This is a genomic window from Westiellopsis prolifica IICB1, assembly GCF_004323185.1.
Classification (GTDB): Bacteria; Cyanobacteriota; Cyanobacteriia; order Cyanobacteriales; family Nostocaceae; genus Pelatocladus; species Pelatocladus prolificus_A.
Genome location: NZ_NAPS01000001.1, coordinates 3,065,490 through 3,081,204 on the forward strand (window position 1 = coordinate 3,065,490; position 15,715 = coordinate 3,081,204).

At 39.9% G+C, this 15,715-nt stretch carries 14 protein-coding genes; 9 read left to right on the plus strand and 5 right to left on the minus strand.

Features of this window, described 5'->3' with window-relative positions:
- The first annotated feature begins 87 nt into the window (after positions 1 to 87).
- The 4 genes from dnaK to rsgA all read left to right on the plus strand — a co-directional run bounded on the left by dnaK (position 88) and on the right by rsgA (position 5,087).
- Entirely contained in the window at positions 88 to 2,049 is a 1,962-nt protein-coding gene (gene dnaK / locus B4U84_RS12640) for a molecular chaperone DnaK (RefSeq protein ID WP_017312973.1), read from the plus strand.
- 505 nt (positions 2,050 to 2,554) lie between these two features.
- On the plus strand, positions 2,555 to 3,685 hold the full coding sequence (gene dnaJ / locus B4U84_RS12645; RefSeq protein ID WP_017312972.1) for a molecular chaperone DnaJ: 1,131 nt from the start codon (positions 2,555 to 2,557) through the stop codon (positions 3,683 to 3,685).
- Positions 3,682 to 3,939, plus strand: a complete 258-nt coding sequence (locus tag B4U84_RS12650) for a sulfurtransferase TusA family protein (protein ID WP_017312971.1) — start codon at positions 3,682 to 3,684, stop codon at positions 3,937 to 3,939. The genes dnaJ and B4U84_RS12650 overlap by 4 nt, the downstream gene beginning before the upstream one ends.
- Positions 3,936 to 5,087 (plus strand): small ribosomal subunit biogenesis GTPase RsgA, encoded by a 1,152-nt coding sequence (gene rsgA / locus B4U84_RS12655; protein WP_131118272.1) that lies wholly within the window; start codon positions 3,936 to 3,938, stop codon positions 5,085 to 5,087. The genes B4U84_RS12650 and rsgA overlap by 4 nt, the downstream gene beginning before the upstream one ends.
- Positions 5,088 to 5,173: 86 nt before the next feature.
- Here the strand turns inward: rsgA and B4U84_RS12660 are convergent, their stop codons facing one another.
- Positions 5,174 to 6,193: a response regulator gene (locus B4U84_RS12660; protein ID WP_017312969.1), complete on the minus strand. Its 1,020-nt coding sequence runs from the start codon at positions 6,191 to 6,193 to the stop codon at positions 5,174 to 5,176.
- A gap of 493 nt (positions 6,194 to 6,686) precedes the next feature.
- Here B4U84_RS12660 and B4U84_RS12665 point away from each other — a divergent pair, with 493 nt between their 5' ends.
- Positions 6,687 to 6,947 (plus strand): CRR7 family NDH-1 assembly protein, encoded by a 261-nt coding sequence (locus tag B4U84_RS12665; protein ID WP_026082124.1) that lies wholly within the window; start codon positions 6,687 to 6,689, stop codon positions 6,945 to 6,947.
- 190 nt (positions 6,948 to 7,137) lie between these two features.
- On the opposite strand, the gene B4U84_RS12670 is transcribed toward B4U84_RS12665, so the two are convergent.
- The gene (locus tag B4U84_RS12670; RefSeq protein WP_017312967.1) at positions 7,138 to 7,686 is read right to left on the minus strand and encodes a DUF2854 domain-containing protein; all 549 of its coding nucleotides are present in this window, start codon (positions 7,684 to 7,686) and stop codon (positions 7,138 to 7,140) included.
- Positions 7,687 to 7,820: 134 nt separating this feature from the next.
- Between B4U84_RS12670 and B4U84_RS12675 the strand changes: the two genes are divergently transcribed.
- Positions 7,821 to 8,000: a hypothetical protein gene (locus B4U84_RS12675; protein WP_017312966.1), complete on the plus strand. Its 180-nt coding sequence runs from the start codon at positions 7,821 to 7,823 to the stop codon at positions 7,998 to 8,000.
- A 243-nt stretch (positions 8,001 to 8,243) separates the two neighbouring features.
- Here the strand turns inward: B4U84_RS12675 and B4U84_RS12680 are convergent, their stop codons facing one another.
- The 3 genes from B4U84_RS12680 to B4U84_RS12690 form a co-directional block, all read right to left on the minus strand.
- Positions 8,244 to 8,660, minus strand: coding sequence for a response regulator (locus B4U84_RS12680; RefSeq protein ID WP_026082123.1), 417 nt, complete (start codon positions 8,658 to 8,660; stop codon positions 8,244 to 8,246).
- Between the two features lie 159 nt (positions 8,661 to 8,819).
- Positions 8,820 to 11,036 carry a polyphosphate kinase 1 gene (gene ppk1, locus B4U84_RS12685; protein WP_131118275.1) on the minus strand — a complete coding sequence of 739 codons (2,217 nt, stop codon included), beginning with the start codon at positions 11,034 to 11,036 and terminating at the stop codon, positions 8,820 to 8,822.
- Between the two features lie 286 nt (positions 11,037 to 11,322).
- Positions 11,323 to 12,207, minus strand: coding sequence for an alpha/beta fold hydrolase (locus B4U84_RS12690; RefSeq protein ID WP_017312963.1), 885 nt, complete (start codon positions 12,205 to 12,207; stop codon positions 11,323 to 11,325).
- Between the two features lie 269 nt (positions 12,208 to 12,476).
- Here B4U84_RS12690 and B4U84_RS12695 point away from each other — a divergent pair, with 269 nt between their 5' ends.
- From B4U84_RS12695 to B4U84_RS12705, 3 genes are read left to right on the plus strand one after another with little or no spacing between them, the layout of a single operon-like run.
- Complete coding sequence (locus B4U84_RS12695) at positions 12,477 to 13,781, plus strand: protein kinase domain-containing protein (protein WP_131118278.1); 1,305 nt, start codon at positions 12,477 to 12,479, stop codon at positions 13,779 to 13,781.
- Between the two features lie 26 nt (positions 13,782 to 13,807).
- The gene (locus B4U84_RS12700; protein WP_044446748.1) at positions 13,808 to 14,077 is read left to right on the plus strand and encodes a Ycf66 family protein; all 270 of its coding nucleotides are present in this window, start codon (positions 13,808 to 13,810) and stop codon (positions 14,075 to 14,077) included.
- 10 nt (positions 14,078 to 14,087) lie between these two features.
- Entirely contained in the window at positions 14,088 to 15,569 is a 1,482-nt protein-coding gene (locus B4U84_RS12705) for a CIA30 family protein (RefSeq protein ID WP_131118281.1), read from the plus strand.
- The last annotated feature ends 146 nt before the right edge of the window (positions 15,570 to 15,715 follow it).

Genomic DNA, 15,715 nt, shown 5'->3' on the forward strand with positions numbered 1-15,715 from the left:
ATGGACAAAGACCACTGAAACAACTGTCCTCCAAAAGCTATTGCTTATACCTAAAGGAAGAATTATTCAGTAAAAATACTGCTAAATATGGGAAAAGTTATTGGGATCGACTTAGGCACTACCAACAGTTGCGTCGCAGTTTTAGAAGGTGGTCAGCCCATTGTGATTGCTAATTCAGAAGGGGGACGAACGACTCCTAGTATTGTGGGCTTTGGCAAAGGCGGTGAACGTTTGGTCGGTTCACTGGCAAAGCGTCAAGCTGTAACCAATGCTGAAAATACAATTTACAGTATAAAACGCTTCATAGGTCGTCGCTGGGATGACACAGATGCAGAACGCGATCGCGTACCTTACAACTGTGTCAAAGGTCGTGATGATACTGTTGATGTTCAAATTCGTGGACATAACTATACACCACAAGAAATTTCCGCGATGATCCTACAAAAACTTAAACAAGATGCGGAAAATTTTTTGGGTGAACCAGTAACAAAAGCAGTAATTACCGTACCTGCTTATTTTACAGATGCTCAAAGACAAGCAACCAAAGATTCTGGTACCATCGCTGGACTTGAAGTACTGCGGATCATCAACGAGCCAACCGCTGCTGCTTTAGCTTTTGGTTTAGATAAGCAAGACCAAGAACAGTTAATTCTAGTCTTTGATTTAGGAGGTGGTACTTTCGATGTATCCATCCTGCAATTAGGGGATGGTGTGTTTGAAGTTAAAGCAACGAGTGGTAATAATCACTTGGGTGGAGATGACTTTGATAACTGTATCGTCCGTTGGATGATAGATACATTTTTACAACAAGAAAAAATCGATCTTTCCCAAGATAAAATGGCCCTGCAACGCTTGCGGGAAGCAGCAGAAAAGGCAAAAATTGAACTCTCAAGCATGATGAGTACTTCAATTAATTTGCCGTTCATCACTGCGGATGAAACAGGCCCAAAGCATTTAGAAATGGAACTCGCCCGTGCCAAATTTGAAGAATTAACGGGTCATTTCATAGAAGCCATCATCAAACCGATGGTTCAAGCACTCAAAGACGCAAACCTCAAACCACAAGATATTGATCGAATTATTTTGGTAGGGGGTTCTACTCGTATTCCTGCTGTCCAAAATGCCTTAATTAAATTCTTTAACGGGAAAACACCAGATCGTTCTATTAACCCAGACGAAGCAGTAGCACTCGGAGCAGCTATTCAAGCTGGGGTACTGGGTGGGGAAGTTGATAATCTGCTTTTATTGGATGTTACACCTCTGTCATTGGGAATTGAAACTTTAGGAGAAGTATTCACCAAAATCATCGAACGTAACACCACAATTCCCACTAGTAAATCCCAAATTTTTTCCACAGCGGTTGATGGACAAACCTCTGTGGAAATACACGTCCTTCAAGGTGAACGGGCGATGGCAAAAGATAACAAAGGCTTGGGGAAATTCCTACTCACAGGAATTCCCCCTGCACCTCGTGGTGTACCACAAATCGAAGTTAGTTTTGAAATCGATGTCAACGGTATCATGAAAGTCTCTGCCCAAGATAAAGGTACAGGTAGAGAGCAGAGTATTCGGATTACTAACACAGGTGGCTTAAGTAGCAACGAAGTTGAACGGATGCGACAAGAAGCTGAGGTGTTCGCTGAAGAAGACAGAAGACGTATAGAAATAGCAGCATTGAAAAACCAAGCAGAAAACTTGTTGTATAGTTACGAGTCAACACTCAAAGATAATGGCAACTTGATCGGCGAACAGATGAAAAGTTTGGCAGATGAAAAACTTGCCCATCTCCAAGCAGCGATTTATGAATCAAGCATTTCTGTTGCAGAATTCAAACAGCGTTTAGAAGTTTTCCAGCAAACTCTATTTAGCATTGGAACTGAAGTTTACAACCGTGTTAACGATGGTCAAACGGATGATGTTCTTTCATATATAGAGAATTCTTCTAGTCCTGAACAATCTGAACCATTGCATAGTACGCTGACACCTCAATTGAATTTTGATTTTGAAGATGAAAATACTCTACATGCTGATTATGAGGCGATAGAATAGAAATAATTTACTTTGTCATCAGACTCATGGGGGGTTTTCCACACCTATAAGTGCGGCTAGCCCCTCTAATTAATGGGCAGAGTTTTGCTCTCATACGTAGCACAATTGTAAAAGAGACAGCTTCAGGCCAAAGCTTTTGTCGTTTTTTACGGCAGTCGCGACAAGGAAACCCCCGGTGCAACATGAGTGGCACGCCGCCCAATGCACTGGATAGGAAACCTCTAAGGGCGCAGTGGCTCCGCAATTGGCACTACTTTATCAAGAAAGTACCTGTTGCTGGCAACTTGCTGGTAATTATATAAAGGGTAAAAGGTAAAATTATATTATTAAGAAAATTTAAGTGTTGCCTTCTGCCTTCTGCCTGTCCAAACTTCTTGGGGCGATATTCGTCTCATGATTTTTAGAGGAAGTTGCAACTCAATAGAGTTGAGGCCTGAAATCTTGTGCGTCTACGAAGTTATACCTGCATAGCTGCTTTCTACCTTTTAACTTTCACCTTTGCTATATGGCCCGCGACTACTACGAAATTCTGGGTGTCTCTCGTGACGCCGATAAAGAAGAAATCAAACACGCCTATCGCCGCCTAGCCCGGAAGTATCACCCAGATGTGAACAAGGAACCGGGAGCCGAAGAACGCTTTAAGGAAATTAATCGTGCCTATGAGATACTCTCAGAACCCGAAACTCGTGCTCGTTATGACCGCTTTGGTGAAGCTGGAGTTTCAGCAGGCGCTGGTGTAGGCTACCAAGATGTGGATATGGGCGGTTTTGCCGATATCTTTGAAAGCATCTTTAGTGGCTTTGCTGGTGGTATGGGTACTCAAACGCAAAGACGACGCAGTGGCCCAGTTAGGGGTGATGACCTACGGCTAGACCTGAAGTTAGACTTCCGAGAAGCAGTATTTGGTGGTGAAAAGGAAATTCGCATTTCGCATTTAGAGACTTGTGAAGTTTGTAACGGCTCTGGCGCTAAACCTGGTACTCGCCCTCGTACTTGTTCAACTTGTAGCGGTTCGGGTCAAGTACGTCGTGTCACTAGGACGCCATTTGGTAGTTTTACTCAAGTATCTACCTGTCCCACCTGTAATGGCACAGGTTCGGTTATAGAAGACAAATGCGATGCTTGTGACGGTAAGGGCGCAAATCAAGTTACCAAGAAGCTCAAAATTACTATTCCTGCTGGGGTAGATAACGGTACACGCTTGCGGATATCTCAAGAAGGCGACGCAGGTCAACGTGGAGGCCCGCCTGGAGATTTGTACGTCTACTTGTTCGTTAATGAAGACCAAGAATTCCACCGAGAAGGTATCAATATTATCTCGGAAATTAAAATTAGCTATCTCCAAGCAATTTTAGGTTCTCGTTTTGAAGTTAATACGGTAGATGGCCCTGTGGAACTTACGATTCCACCTGGCACTCAACCAAATACGGTGATGAAGTTAGAAAATCGTGGTGTACCACGTTTGGGGAACCCTGTGAGTCGGGGCGACCATATGATCACAGTATTGATTGATATTCCAAACAAGATAACTCCAGAGGAACGAGAATTATTAGAAAAGCTAGCTAAAATAAAAGGAGACCGCACTGGTAAAGGTGGTATAGAAGGTTTTTTGGGCAATTTGTTTCATCAAAGATGAGTCTATCTTCTGTTTCAACTCCTGATGCTCAACTGGATTTGCGTGGCACCCCTTGCCCGATTAACTTTGTACGCACTAAACTTCGTTTAGAACAAATGGAACCTGGATCTTTATTAGAAGTCTGGCTAGATCCCGGTGAGCCAATTGAGCAAGTTCCTGATAGTTTGACAATGTCAGGTTATCAGGTAGAACAAATTACAGACTGTGCTGGCTATTTTTCGTTGTTAGTACGCCGTCCCATTAGTACCTCATGACGGAAGTATTACAAGATTCCTTGAGGTTGTTGGGTACGGTGTTAGCCGTGCAAGCTAATTTTTATCGAGTACAGCTAGATCTGGGAAGTAAAGAAAAATACAAAGAGGACAAGGAAGACAAGGAAGACAAGAAGCTATTTTCTCCCTTATCTATTCCTTCTTCTTTGTCTGTTGCATCCCTCTATCCCCCACTCTTGCTTTGTACTCGTAGAACGCGCTTAAAAAAAATTGGACAGCAGGTAATGGTAGGCGATCGCGTCCTAGTAGAAGAACCAGATTGGGCTGGTCAACGAGGCGCGATCGCTGATGTTTTACCCAGAAAAAATCAATTGGATCGTCCAGCGATCGCAAATGTCAATCAAATTCTTTTAGTTTTTGCTGTTGCTGATCCCCCGTTAGAACCATATCAACTCAGCCGCTTTTTAGTAAAAGCTGAGTCCACGGATTTAGATGTAGTTTTATGTCTAAATAAAAGTGATTTAATTTCAACTCAACAGCAAGAGCAAATTCATCAACACCTGATCAAATGGGGTTATCAGCCAAGTTTCATTAGTGTATATAAAAGTATAAATATTGACAATTTATCAACCCACCTAAAAGGTAAAATTACCGTCGTTGCTGGCCCTTCAGGTGTCGGAAAGTCGAGTTTAATCAATGCTTTAATTCCTAACATCAACTTACGAGTAGGTGAAATTTCTGGAAAACTAGCTCGTGGTCGTCACACTACCCGCCACGTAGAGTTGTTTGATTTACCTAGTGGTGGTTTGCTAGCGGATACGCCCGGTTTTAATCAGCCTGACTTGGATTGTTCACCAGAAGAATTAGCTGTTTACTTTCCAGAAGCAAGACAGAGATTAGCTGTTGCAAGGTGTCGATTTAGTGACTGTCTGCATCGAGATGAACCTGATTGTGCAGTCCGGGGAGATTGGGAACGTTATCAGCATTATTTAGAGTTCTTAGAAGAAGCGATCGCACACCAATCTCAACTCAATCAACAAGCTGATCCAGAATCTACTATTAAAGTCAAAACAAAAGGTAAAGGTAAGCAAAAGTACGAACCAAAGTTAGAAAGTAAAAAATATCGCCAGAAATCTCGCCGGACACAATTACAAGAATTGCAAGAATTGTATCGAGAGAGTGAAGAATAGGAATCGGAAATTGGGGATCCCAGTAGTTCTACCCTTTTCTTAAATACCTACCCTTGAAAGATCCCCAATCCCCAATCCCCGATCCCCTATATCTGCTTGATGATAATGCGGTTGCGTCCCTTTGCTTTTGCTTGGTAAAGTGCATTATCAGCTGCTTCTATCAAAGCTAACGGAGTACTTTCAAAATTAGGAATAATAGTAGCGATACCTAAACTAAGAGTCACAAAGTGACTAACAGCAGATCCAGAGTGTAATATTTCTAACTCCCTGACTCCAGATTGCATTGCTGCTGCAATATGAACTGCATCAACAGCATGGGTGTAAGGTAAAATTACAACAAATTCTTCACCACCATAGCGTGCAACTAAATCCTGATATTTTTGGGCTGTGTCCTTTAAAACATTTGCCACCTTTTGCAAGCATACATCGCCAGCAGGATGGCCATATTTATCATTGTAAAGTTTAAAAAAATCGATATCGCATAGTATCAATGATATAGGCGATCGCTGCTGTGCTAACTCCAACCATTGAGAATTGAGATATTGATCAAAGCGGCGACGATTAGCTAAACCAGTTAAGCCATCTTCGTGAGCAAGTTGCTGCAAAGCTCGATTAGCTGCTTCCAACTGTTTATATACCTGTCCTTGTTGTAACAGCTTTCTCACCCGTCGGCGCAACACTACCCAATGAATGGGTTTAGTCACAAAATCACTGGCTCCAGCCTCAAAAGCGCGATTTACTGAATCAGAATCATCCAATTCCGTAATCATTAATATGGGAGTGCGATCCCACAATGTAGAAATCAAGCTATTACCAAAACTAGATCCACCATCCACAGATGCAAGTGCTAACACTAAATTTTTCTTGGCTATTTGCATCAATTCCTGACAGCAAGTAAAGCCATCCATGATCGGCATCACAGCATCTAGCAAAATTAAATCAGGCTTGAGGGCAGTATAAGCATCCAAACACTGTTTACCGTTACTAACTTCGACTACTCGGTAGCCCTCGTGTTCCATAGCTTGACGCAACAGAAATCGCATGATCGTATCGTCATCAGCCACGAGAATCAAAGGAGGTTTATTGGAAATGCCTATCCCTAACATGAGTAGAATTCTATATAAGGTAGAAGCAATAAGTTTGAATAGTCATTATTTAGGGCTTTAATGACCTAATTGTGATAATTTTGGTGATTTTTTCTCAAATAAATAAAACTATTGTTTAATAATGGCTGAATACAGATAAAATAATCAAGCTCATCAATTAGCGTGCTAGATGAACCATAAGACCTGTAACAAGGGAAACCTGACGCAGGCAAGTTCAGCCCAAGAATCCCACCCGATGAACGCGGTGGGAGTGTCAATATTTATATTTCCCAACTACAAACGAGCTTTTACTATTTTTTTGAAAACTTCAAAGCTATATTCCCATAGTATTTCTAAATTATTTGCAAACAAGAAGCTCCCCAACTTTTTGTAGACACCCGCAGAGTGGCTTCTCGGAGGGTAAAAGTTGAGGAGCTGGCTGTCTCTATGTTCACAAATCAGATAGGATTGCTATAGATTGCTATAGTTATATTTAAGATTTATCTTAAGTTTTATGCCAGATAATTTAATGTATCAACAAGACCATTTTGTTGTTTTAGAAACAAATCAACAGGAGCAGTTTCTGACTGCATCAGAATTATTAGAAAAATTAACAGACATTCTTCAACAACTCAATCCTCAAGATTTACCACCTGATTTATGTTCTTTGGATTCTATCGAACAAAAAGCTAGATATTTGCTTGATACCAGTTGTGAACTAGATGTTGGTCTTGGACAATATTTACAATGGTATGCAGTGCGTTTAGAAAAATGAATTGTAGTCAATAGTCAATAGTCAATTGTCAAGGATTTTGACTATTAGACATCTTTGCTCATTAAATATGCATCAGCCAAAATCGTTTTAGAGACGTTGCATTGCAATGTCTCTACATTGTTTAATTGTTTTTAGAGATGTCTATTAACTATTGACTATTGACTATTGACTATTGACTATTGACTATTGACTATTCTTTATTCGCAATCAGCGTTAGTTCAATAGTATCTTCACCTGGCTGTGTTATTTTTACATCGACTCCAGGACCAAAATAATTGATCATTTTCTCTTGTTTTTGCTGCCACACATCAATTGGTATGACTGAGGAATCAAATTCTAATATCAAGGCATAATTTCCGTTAATTTCTTCTTCTCGTAAACCTGTGATCATTGGTAGTTCTTGGTCTGAAGAAGTCAAACCTAAGTAAGACAAAGCACGATCAAAATGAACATCTTGACCGTAGCAATAACGAGTTAAATCTTGGCGAATTTTATTTTGAGTCAGAGTTGCTTGCTGCTGGCGTAATGCTAAAACAGTTGCTGTGGTAGCTTGACTAAAGGGTACGGGTTTGAGTTCATTAGCTTTCAGGGCCAATCCTCCCAGCAACAGCGGAATCCCGTAAAAAAATCCTACGAGATTGAGAGTGGCGTTATCGTTAGCGTAGGCGATGAAGCCAATGATGGTTAAGATACCACCAATGGTTAAACCCAGTGTTCCCAGAGAAACTTGGCGTAACATGACTTAATTTTTAATATTTTTTCTTAGCACTTGTTTTATTATCATCTGCGATCGCCAACAGAATATAGTTAAAAGTGTCTGGTTTTTTAAGTTAACTTTGAATTTGAACATATTTTAGACAGAAGCAAAAAATTATGGATGCACAAACTATCAAAGAACGAATTGCTCAAATTCAAAGCAAGCGCGAGTATCTAATGAGTTTACTGGAGCAACCAAACTTAGGAACTTTAAAAATAGACGTGAATCAAGCTTTGGAAGAAATGGATGAATTAATCGATGAATATAGACGCACCTTTCCAGATACAGAATCTTAATTAAGCTATATCCCCCAAACGATCGCTCACACAAGTAGATGAAAAAGCGACCACTCACGCACACTGGCTGATTATAGCTTTACCACTTAGTCAATCTCGATCCCCAACCCTGTTTTCCTAAAAAAACAACTATATCGGTAGCAACCTATTATTCAGGTTCTACCGACTTCTTTACGATTACTTTCAAGTTTTGTGACTCCCTGATGAACACTTGAGTAATTCCAACAGATTTGGCTGTATCCTTTATCCAGCAATAGTACCATTTATAGTAGCTTGCCCTAGTTGCCTAACTAAAGAAACTAGTTCGGTGGTAGGTACATCTTTTTTACAAACAGCGTCTAGACAAGCTCTTGCGTTTCCTTCAACTAGTTTAGAGTCATCCACTGATGAGTAGGCAATAATCTGAGTATTGGGAGCAATAGTTTTAATTTCACTAGACGCACTCCAACCATCCATAACTGGCATTTGCAAGTCCAGAATAATTACATCAGGCTTGTGGCGCTTAACCATTTCTACGGCTTCTTGACCGTTACTAGCTAAACCTACAACTTGAATATTCTCTTGTGCAGAAAAGATTAGTTGTAAAGTTAAGCGAGTCAGTTCATGGTCATCAACCACTAGAACGCGCAAGGTAGAAGACTCACAAGACAACATTAACATCTAAGCAAACTATAAAGTTAATGCACAACAACCTTTATAGTTTATGAGAATAACTAGAAAAACTAACTCTATCCTATGGTTGAATAAATTCAATTTTTTCTAAAATTAGTGAGAAATTAATATTACTAAATATTAATTTTTTGGAATAAAATTGTCTAACTACTTGTCAGGATAAACATAAGTCTTTTTTGAATTCATCAAATTTGAAGCGATCGCTGGTGGATTTAAAGCCATAGACATGAGAGTTTTTTGCGAACTAGCTTCTGGACAATCTTCACCAGGACGCCTTTGAATGTAACTGCCATCTGTTTGTAACTCCCAGGCTTGGCGATTGTCTGCCAACATGATGCCTAAGATTTCCTGCAAATCTTTAGCAATATCTGGATCTAAAATGGGGGTAATTACTTCTACTCGTCGGTCTAAGTTCCGTGGCATCCAATCGGCACTGCCAATATAAATTTCTTCTTGACCATTGTTATAGAAATAAAAAATCCGTGAGTGTTCTAAAAACCGACCCACAATACTAATAACGCGAATATTTTCGCTGATGTCTTTCATGTTAGGACGTAAACAGCAAATACCCCGCACAATTAAATCGATTTGCACACCGGCGCGGGAAGCTTTGTAAAGTTCAGAAATGATTTGTGGATCGACAAGGGAGTTCATTTTGGCAACGATGCGCCCGGAAAATCCTTTTTGAGTATTTTCAATCTCTCTTTGGATCAGTCCAATAAAGCGATCGCGTAAATTTACAGGTGCGACTAATAATTGACGATAAGACTTTTGCCGTGAGTATCCTGTCAAGAAATTGAATACATCTGTCACATCTGCTCCCAATTCTTCTTGACAAGTAAACAATCCTATGTCTGTATACAAGCGTGCTGTTTTGGGATTATAGTTACCAGTGCCAATATGAACGTAGCGATGGATACGCTCTTGCTCACGCCGCACAACCATGACGATTTTAGAGTGGGTTTTCAAGCCGACTAAACCGTAAACTACGTGAACTCCGACGCTTTCTAAACGTTTTGCCCAATAGATATTATTTTCTTCATCAAACCGCGCTTTCAGTTCTACCAATACAGATACTTGCTTGCCATTTTCAGCAGCAGCAATTAAAGCATTAACAATGGGTGAATCACCAGAGGTACGGTAAAGAGTCATCTTAATTGCTAAAACATTCGGATCATGGGCAGCACTGGTAATAAAGCGCACCACAGACGCCGAAAAAGATTGATAGGGATGGTGTACAAGTAAATCCCGTTCTCGAATCACAGCAAAAAAATCTTTACCTTCTTCTATTTCTAGAGCTTCGGAAGCGAGATTTATTTCCCGAATACGTTGCAAACGAGGGGGTACAACAGACTGCCAAGGAGAATCTTTTAGTTCTGCGGGGACGCTCAAAGACATAAAATACATTAAGTCGCTTAGTCCCAAAAGTCCGTCTACCTCATAGACATCGCTTTCGGTTAATTCTAAATCTTGCAACAATCGATTGCGTATAAATTCAGGAGTTTGGGATTGAATTTCTAATCGAACAGGATTACCACCAACTCGCCTTTTTCGCAGTTCTTGTTCTATAAAAAGTAGCAAATCGTCGGCTTCATCTTCCTCTAGTCCCAAATCAGCATCACGAGTAATGCGGAAAGGATGATATTCTTGAATGTTCATCCCAGGAAATAGGGATTCTAAATTATGAGCGATCGCTTGTTCCAAGGGTACACCAGTCCACAGAGCAGGTTTGCCATGACGTTGAATTCCTAACTCTGACGGTAAAGGCAAAAATCGTGGCAAAACTTTCGGGACTTTCACCCTGGCAAAAAATTCTTCTTCCGTTTCTGGATTTTTAACTACTACTGCCAAATTTAAACTGAGATTAGAAATGTAGGGAAAAGGATGGCTAGGGTCAACAGCTAAAGGAGTTATAACGGGAAAGACTTGTTCTTCAAAATAATTGTCTAAATATTTGCGCTGTTTTTCTGTCAAATCTATATAATCCAAAATATGGATGTCGTGATTTGCCAATACAGGTCGTAGTACTTGCTCAAAATGTTGATGTTGTTGAGTTACTAAAGGACGCAGGGAATAACTAATATCATCCAACTGTTGTTGTGGTGTGCGACCATCAAAACTTAATTGGCTAACTTTTGCTTCTACTTGTTGCTTTAAAACTGCGACACGCACCATAAAGAACTCATCCAAGTTGGAACTGAAGATAGCCAAAAACTTGAGACGTTCTAAAAGGGGCGTGCGTGAGTCTAGAGTTTCATGGAGTACTCTGCTGTTGAACTCTATCCAACTTAACTCACGGTTTAAGTAATATTGTGTATCGTTAAAATTAATTTGTTGATTGCTGCTCTTCTTAGATTTCGGCATGATCACCTAACCACAGACAAGTGTAGCCCATACGAATGAAATTAGAATCGACTCATCCAGTATCACAACTTGAGAAAGTATCCTGACAAGGTTTTACTTTGATGAGGGGATAAGTCAATCTTGACATTTCTTTGGGCTAAAAGCCATAGAGAATCTTGGTTTGATGAGTTCACTGAGCTTAAATCGACAGAAGTCTCACGTCTTTTACCACCCTATGTAACTACAAATGACAAATGACAAATGACAAATAACGATTCTCGCCAGTAGTGTCAGTGTCTCTATATATCTACAAATATCGGTGTAATAATCCAATTAATATTTCTGGCTGTTCTAGATGTGGTAGGACTCCTGTACCAGGAATTACATGAAAATCTTGAATTGCTCTTGAATTCAACTTTGCTAATCGTTGTCCTAATTTCACCGTTGTAAATTGTGCCTCTTTTCCCCAAAAAATAATTGTGGGAATGTTTAGTTGTTCAATATATAAACTTAAATCAAAATAAAGATCACCCCGCAGAAATGCCAAAGCTGCATATTTAGCATTTGGCTGTTGGGCAGAAAATAAATATGCTTCTACTATTTCTGGCGAGACTCGTTCGGGTTTGGCAAACAAGAAACTTTGCAAAAAGTTATTTACTGCGAATTCATTCTCTGCACCCAAAGCATAAATTAAATTATCTAACAGTGGAGTATTGATCAGCTGAAGCGGAAGTCGGCGCCCAGAACCTTGTCCAAAGTCATCAAAACCAGAAGGACAAACTAAATATAGCGCTTGAAATAAAAAAGGTTGAGCAATAGCCAGTCGAATTATCAAAGCAGCAGTTAGGGAAGACGCAACTACTTTCACAGGTGGACAACAAGTATGTCTGATAAACTCTGTAATGATTGTGAGATAATCGTTGATTTGATAATCTCGTACTGGATGAGCAGAATCTCCCCAACCAATTAAGTCTGGTGCGAGTATGCGGTGAGAAGTCGCAAAAGCAGGATACACTTTCGACCATTCATAAGCAGAAGATCCACCACCAAAACAGTGAAGAAATATTAGTGGTGTTAGATCTTCAGTATCGAGATTACACCAAGGTGTTGCAATTTGAGTATAGTAAACCATTGACCCTAACGAGGTGTGAATGATTTTATGCCCGAAGCCTGGAGGTTGAAACTGAAGCATGGTCAACCGATTTTGGATTTTGGATTTTGGATTTTGGATTGACCCCAAAGATAAATCTCGGTACTTGTACCATTGAGAAATTATCGGTTATGAGTCATTTGTTATTGGTGATTAGTCATTGGTCACTTGTGATTAGTCTTTTTTATAGTTAATCATTCTCTTTTACTAGCTTTTATCTTTTCTATTTTCGCTTTTTCCTTTTTGTTGTCGCTAGTAAACATTTTGCCATCGTGTGGCAAGATGAATAAAAATACTCGCACCAGCTCACCATGTTAGGAAAGCTACTAGACGGTCGTTACAGAGTTATCCAAGTCCTGAGTGCCGGAGGATTTGGTGAAACCTATATTACTGAAGATACCCGCCGACCGGGAAATCCTAAATGTGTTCTCAAGTTGCTGAAGCCTGCGAGTTCGGAACCCTACTATTTGCAAACTGCCAGACGCTTATTTAATAGTGAAGCAGAAATACTCGAACAATTAGGAAATCACGACCAAATTCCCCGTTTATTGGCTTATTTTGAAGCAAACGAAGAATTTTATTTAGTGCAAGAGTTGATTGTGGGACACCCACTCAGTGCGGAAATGCGGGGTAGTCAACTTTGGACTGAAAGTCAAATTATCCAGATGTTACAAGATATTTTGAGAGTGTTGGAGTTTGTTCATGGTTACAACGTGATTCATCGTGATATTAAGCCTGATAATTTAATTAGACGTGACTCGGATGGCAAATTAGTTTTAATTGATTTTGGTGCTGTGAAACAAATGCGATCGCAACTCGCAAATTCTCCCAGTCAAATGACTGCAACTGTTGCGATTGGTACTCCTGGTTATATGTCGGCAGAACAAGCCCAAGGTAGACCACGCCCAAATAGTGATATTTATGCTGTGGGGATAATTGCCATTCAAGCACTGACGGGGATATTACCAACTCAGTTACAAGATAATCCCGAAAGTGGGGAAATTATTTGGCCAAATCAAGCCCAGGCATCCCCCAGATTAGTAACTATTTTACAAAAAATGGTGCGTTACCACTATCGCGATCGCTATCAATCTGCAACAGAAGTATTGCAGGATCTTCAGCAATTACAATATCCAATACCCCCGACGCAAGCACAAATTTCATCTGCCAATACCCAATCAACTATGCCGCAGATGATGAATATGTACCCACAAACATCAGCACCCCCATCTGGTGTCACAGACTACTCCACTCCTGATTCTCAAGTTGCACCACCAGCTTGGATAGACAAAACTCTCTCTGTGGCTAGATTTTTACCTTTTGTTGGTGCGGCAGGATTATTTTTATTTAAAGCACCCACTTGGATTATTTTACTAGGTATTGGTTTAGCAACTTTTGGAGTTGGTTTATTTTTCCTGCGTTCTTCCTATCCAAGACTAGCAAAAGATTACGATACGGTTTTTGCTGTTGTATTCTGTTTGTGTGGCATACTGCTGCTATTTCAAGAATATCAATCCTATGGCAATCAAGAAATAGCAATCAGCCAGTTTTTAGTAGCAGGAGCGGGTATATTTTCTGCTGCGGAATGTATTCGTTTACGTGGAATGAAGAAATAACCACTAATCACTAAATTAATAGATAAATGTTTAAAAATCCACAAAATCTTATCGGTACAATTTTAATTATTGCAGCCCTTGCTTTATCAGCTTTACCTTTTGTGCGTCCGAATTTATTCCGTCGGCAAGATATAGTATTAATAATAGTGTTTTTGATTGCTGGTTTTATTCTATTTTTTCATGATAGATGGTATAGAAAAGAATTAGTACAATTCAATTTAATTCTTTTAACCATATCTGCTATATTTTACACTGTTGAAAGTATCCGATTGCGAAGTAAAAATCCACAACAGTAAGGATACGATTATGACTGATAAAAATCGCTCTCAATGGGACTTAGGTCGATTTGTCCAAACCCTTACTTATTTTGAAGTTGTACCTTTGATTAACTGGATACAAGATTTATTTCAAGGTCGTATTAAAAATGACCAAAATCAACCAAGTGGAGCAAAACAGGTGGGTGTAATATTAGTAGCTGGAGCAACGGGTGGTGTTGGGAAGCGAGTGGTACGGCGACTAGTTGAACGGGGTTATCGAGTGCGATCGCTTGTACGTGACATTGAGAAAGCCAGAACAATTATTAGTAATCAACTTGACTTAGTTGTTGCGGATATTACTCAGCCGGAAACTTTGACACCCTTGGTCATGGCTAACATCCAAGCCGTAATTTGTTGTACCGCAGTGCGTGTACAGCCAAAAGAAGGAGATACTCCAGAACGAGAAAAATACTATCAAGGTGTGAAATTTTACCAGCCAGAAATAGTCGGCGACACTCCAGAAAATGTAGAGTATCGAGGCGTCAAAAACTTAGTAGAAGCTGCTGCAAAATATTTACCTGATTCTGGAGATAAAATATTATTTGATTTCACCAACCCATCCACAGAAATCAAAAATATTTGGGGTGCAGTAGATGATGTCGTCATGGGTGGAGTCAGTGAAAGTAATATTCAATTAGTAGAAAATACAGCTTTATTTGCTGGTAATGTTTCCACTGCTAACTCCGGTGGATTTGCTTCTGTCAGAACTAAAAACTTCTCTCCTGCTTTTAATTTATCTGGCTACGAAGGTATAGAATTACGGGTCAAGGGAGATGGGAACCGTTATAAATTCTTTCTTCGTACAGACACAAAATGGGATGGAGTTGGTTTTAGTTATTCTTTTGACACCATAGCAAACACTTGGATCAATGTTCGGATTCCCTTTGCGGATTTGACTCCTGTATTTAGAGCTAAAATTTTGCAAGATTCTCCGCCAATCGACACTAATCAAATTTCTTCATTTCAATTAATGTTGAGCAAGTTTGAATATGATGGGGAATTAAATCCACGATTTTCTCCTGGTGGTTTTGCCTTGCAATTAGAATCAATTAAAGCCTATGGAGGGGAAAGCTTAGCACAATTTATTCTTGTTAGTTCCGCAGGGGTAACTCGTCCGGGACGTCCAGGAATTAATTTGGAGGAAGAACCACCAGCAGTTAGGTTAAACGACCAATTGGGAGGAATTCTAACTTGGAAATTGAAGGGCGAAGACAGTGTCAGAACTAGTGGAATTCCCTATACAATTATTAGACCATGTGCATTGACAGAAGAAGCAGGTGGCAAATCTTTAATATTTGAGCAAGGCGATAATATTAGAGGAAAAATCAGTCGCGAAGATGTGGCAGAAATTTGTGTACAGGCGCTAAAACAGCCACAAGCGCGTAACCTAACTTTTGAAGTTAAAGAGGGAGATAGTAGCGCTAGTTCTATTGAGTGGCAAAAATTATTTTCACAATTGCAACCAGATTAAGCAGTGAATTAGCACCCCGAAATTTCTTGGTTAGAGATTTTTCGTCATAATTTTGGGGTTGTAGAGACGCGTTCGCTTTTAGCGTTCCCGCAGGGTAATTTCGCGTCTCTGCATATTAGCCAGGAAATTTATTTCTTGGTATGTGA

What these genes read in the sequence shown, in the direction of transcription:
- dnaK (WP_017312973.1), top strand. Translation starts at nt 88, where the DNA reads ATGGGAAAAGTTATTGGGATCGACTTAGGCACTACCAACAGTTGCGTC.
- dnaJ (WP_017312972.1), top strand. Translation starts at nt 2,555, where the DNA reads ATGGCCCGCGACTACTACGAAATTCTGGGTGTCTCTCGTGACGCCGAT.
- B4U84_RS12650 (WP_017312971.1), top strand. Translation starts at nt 3,682, where the DNA reads ATGAGTCTATCTTCTGTTTCAACTCCTGATGCTCAACTGGATTTGCGT.
- rsgA (WP_131118272.1), top strand. Translation starts at nt 3,936, where the DNA reads ATGACGGAAGTATTACAAGATTCCTTGAGGTTGTTGGGTACGGTGTTA.
- B4U84_RS12660 (WP_017312969.1), bottom strand. Translation starts at nt 6,193, where the DNA reads ATGTTAGGGATAGGCATTTCCAATAAACCTCCTTTGATTCTCGTGGCT.
- B4U84_RS12665 (WP_026082124.1), top strand. Translation starts at nt 6,687, where the DNA reads ATGCCAGATAATTTAATGTATCAACAAGACCATTTTGTTGTTTTAGAA.
- B4U84_RS12670 (WP_017312967.1), bottom strand. Translation starts at nt 7,686, where the DNA reads ATGTTACGCCAAGTTTCTCTGGGAACACTGGGTTTAACCATTGGTGGT.
- B4U84_RS12675 (WP_017312966.1), top strand. Translation starts at nt 7,821, where the DNA reads ATGGATGCACAAACTATCAAAGAACGAATTGCTCAAATTCAAAGCAAG.
- B4U84_RS12680 (WP_026082123.1), bottom strand. Translation starts at nt 8,660, where the DNA reads ATGTTAATGTTGTCTTGTGAGTCTTCTACCTTGCGCGTTCTAGTGGTT.
- ppk1 (WP_131118275.1), bottom strand. Translation starts at nt 11,036, where the DNA reads ATGCCGAAATCTAAGAAGAGCAGCAATCAACAAATTAATTTTAACGAT.
- B4U84_RS12690 (WP_017312963.1), bottom strand. Translation starts at nt 12,207, where the DNA reads ATGCTTCAGTTTCAACCTCCAGGCTTCGGGCATAAAATCATTCACACC.
- B4U84_RS12695 (WP_131118278.1), top strand. Translation starts at nt 12,477, where the DNA reads ATGTTAGGAAAGCTACTAGACGGTCGTTACAGAGTTATCCAAGTCCTG.
- B4U84_RS12700 (WP_044446748.1), top strand. Translation starts at nt 13,808, where the DNA reads ATGTTTAAAAATCCACAAAATCTTATCGGTACAATTTTAATTATTGCA.
- B4U84_RS12705 (WP_131118281.1), top strand. Translation starts at nt 14,088, where the DNA reads ATGACTGATAAAAATCGCTCTCAATGGGACTTAGGTCGATTTGTCCAA.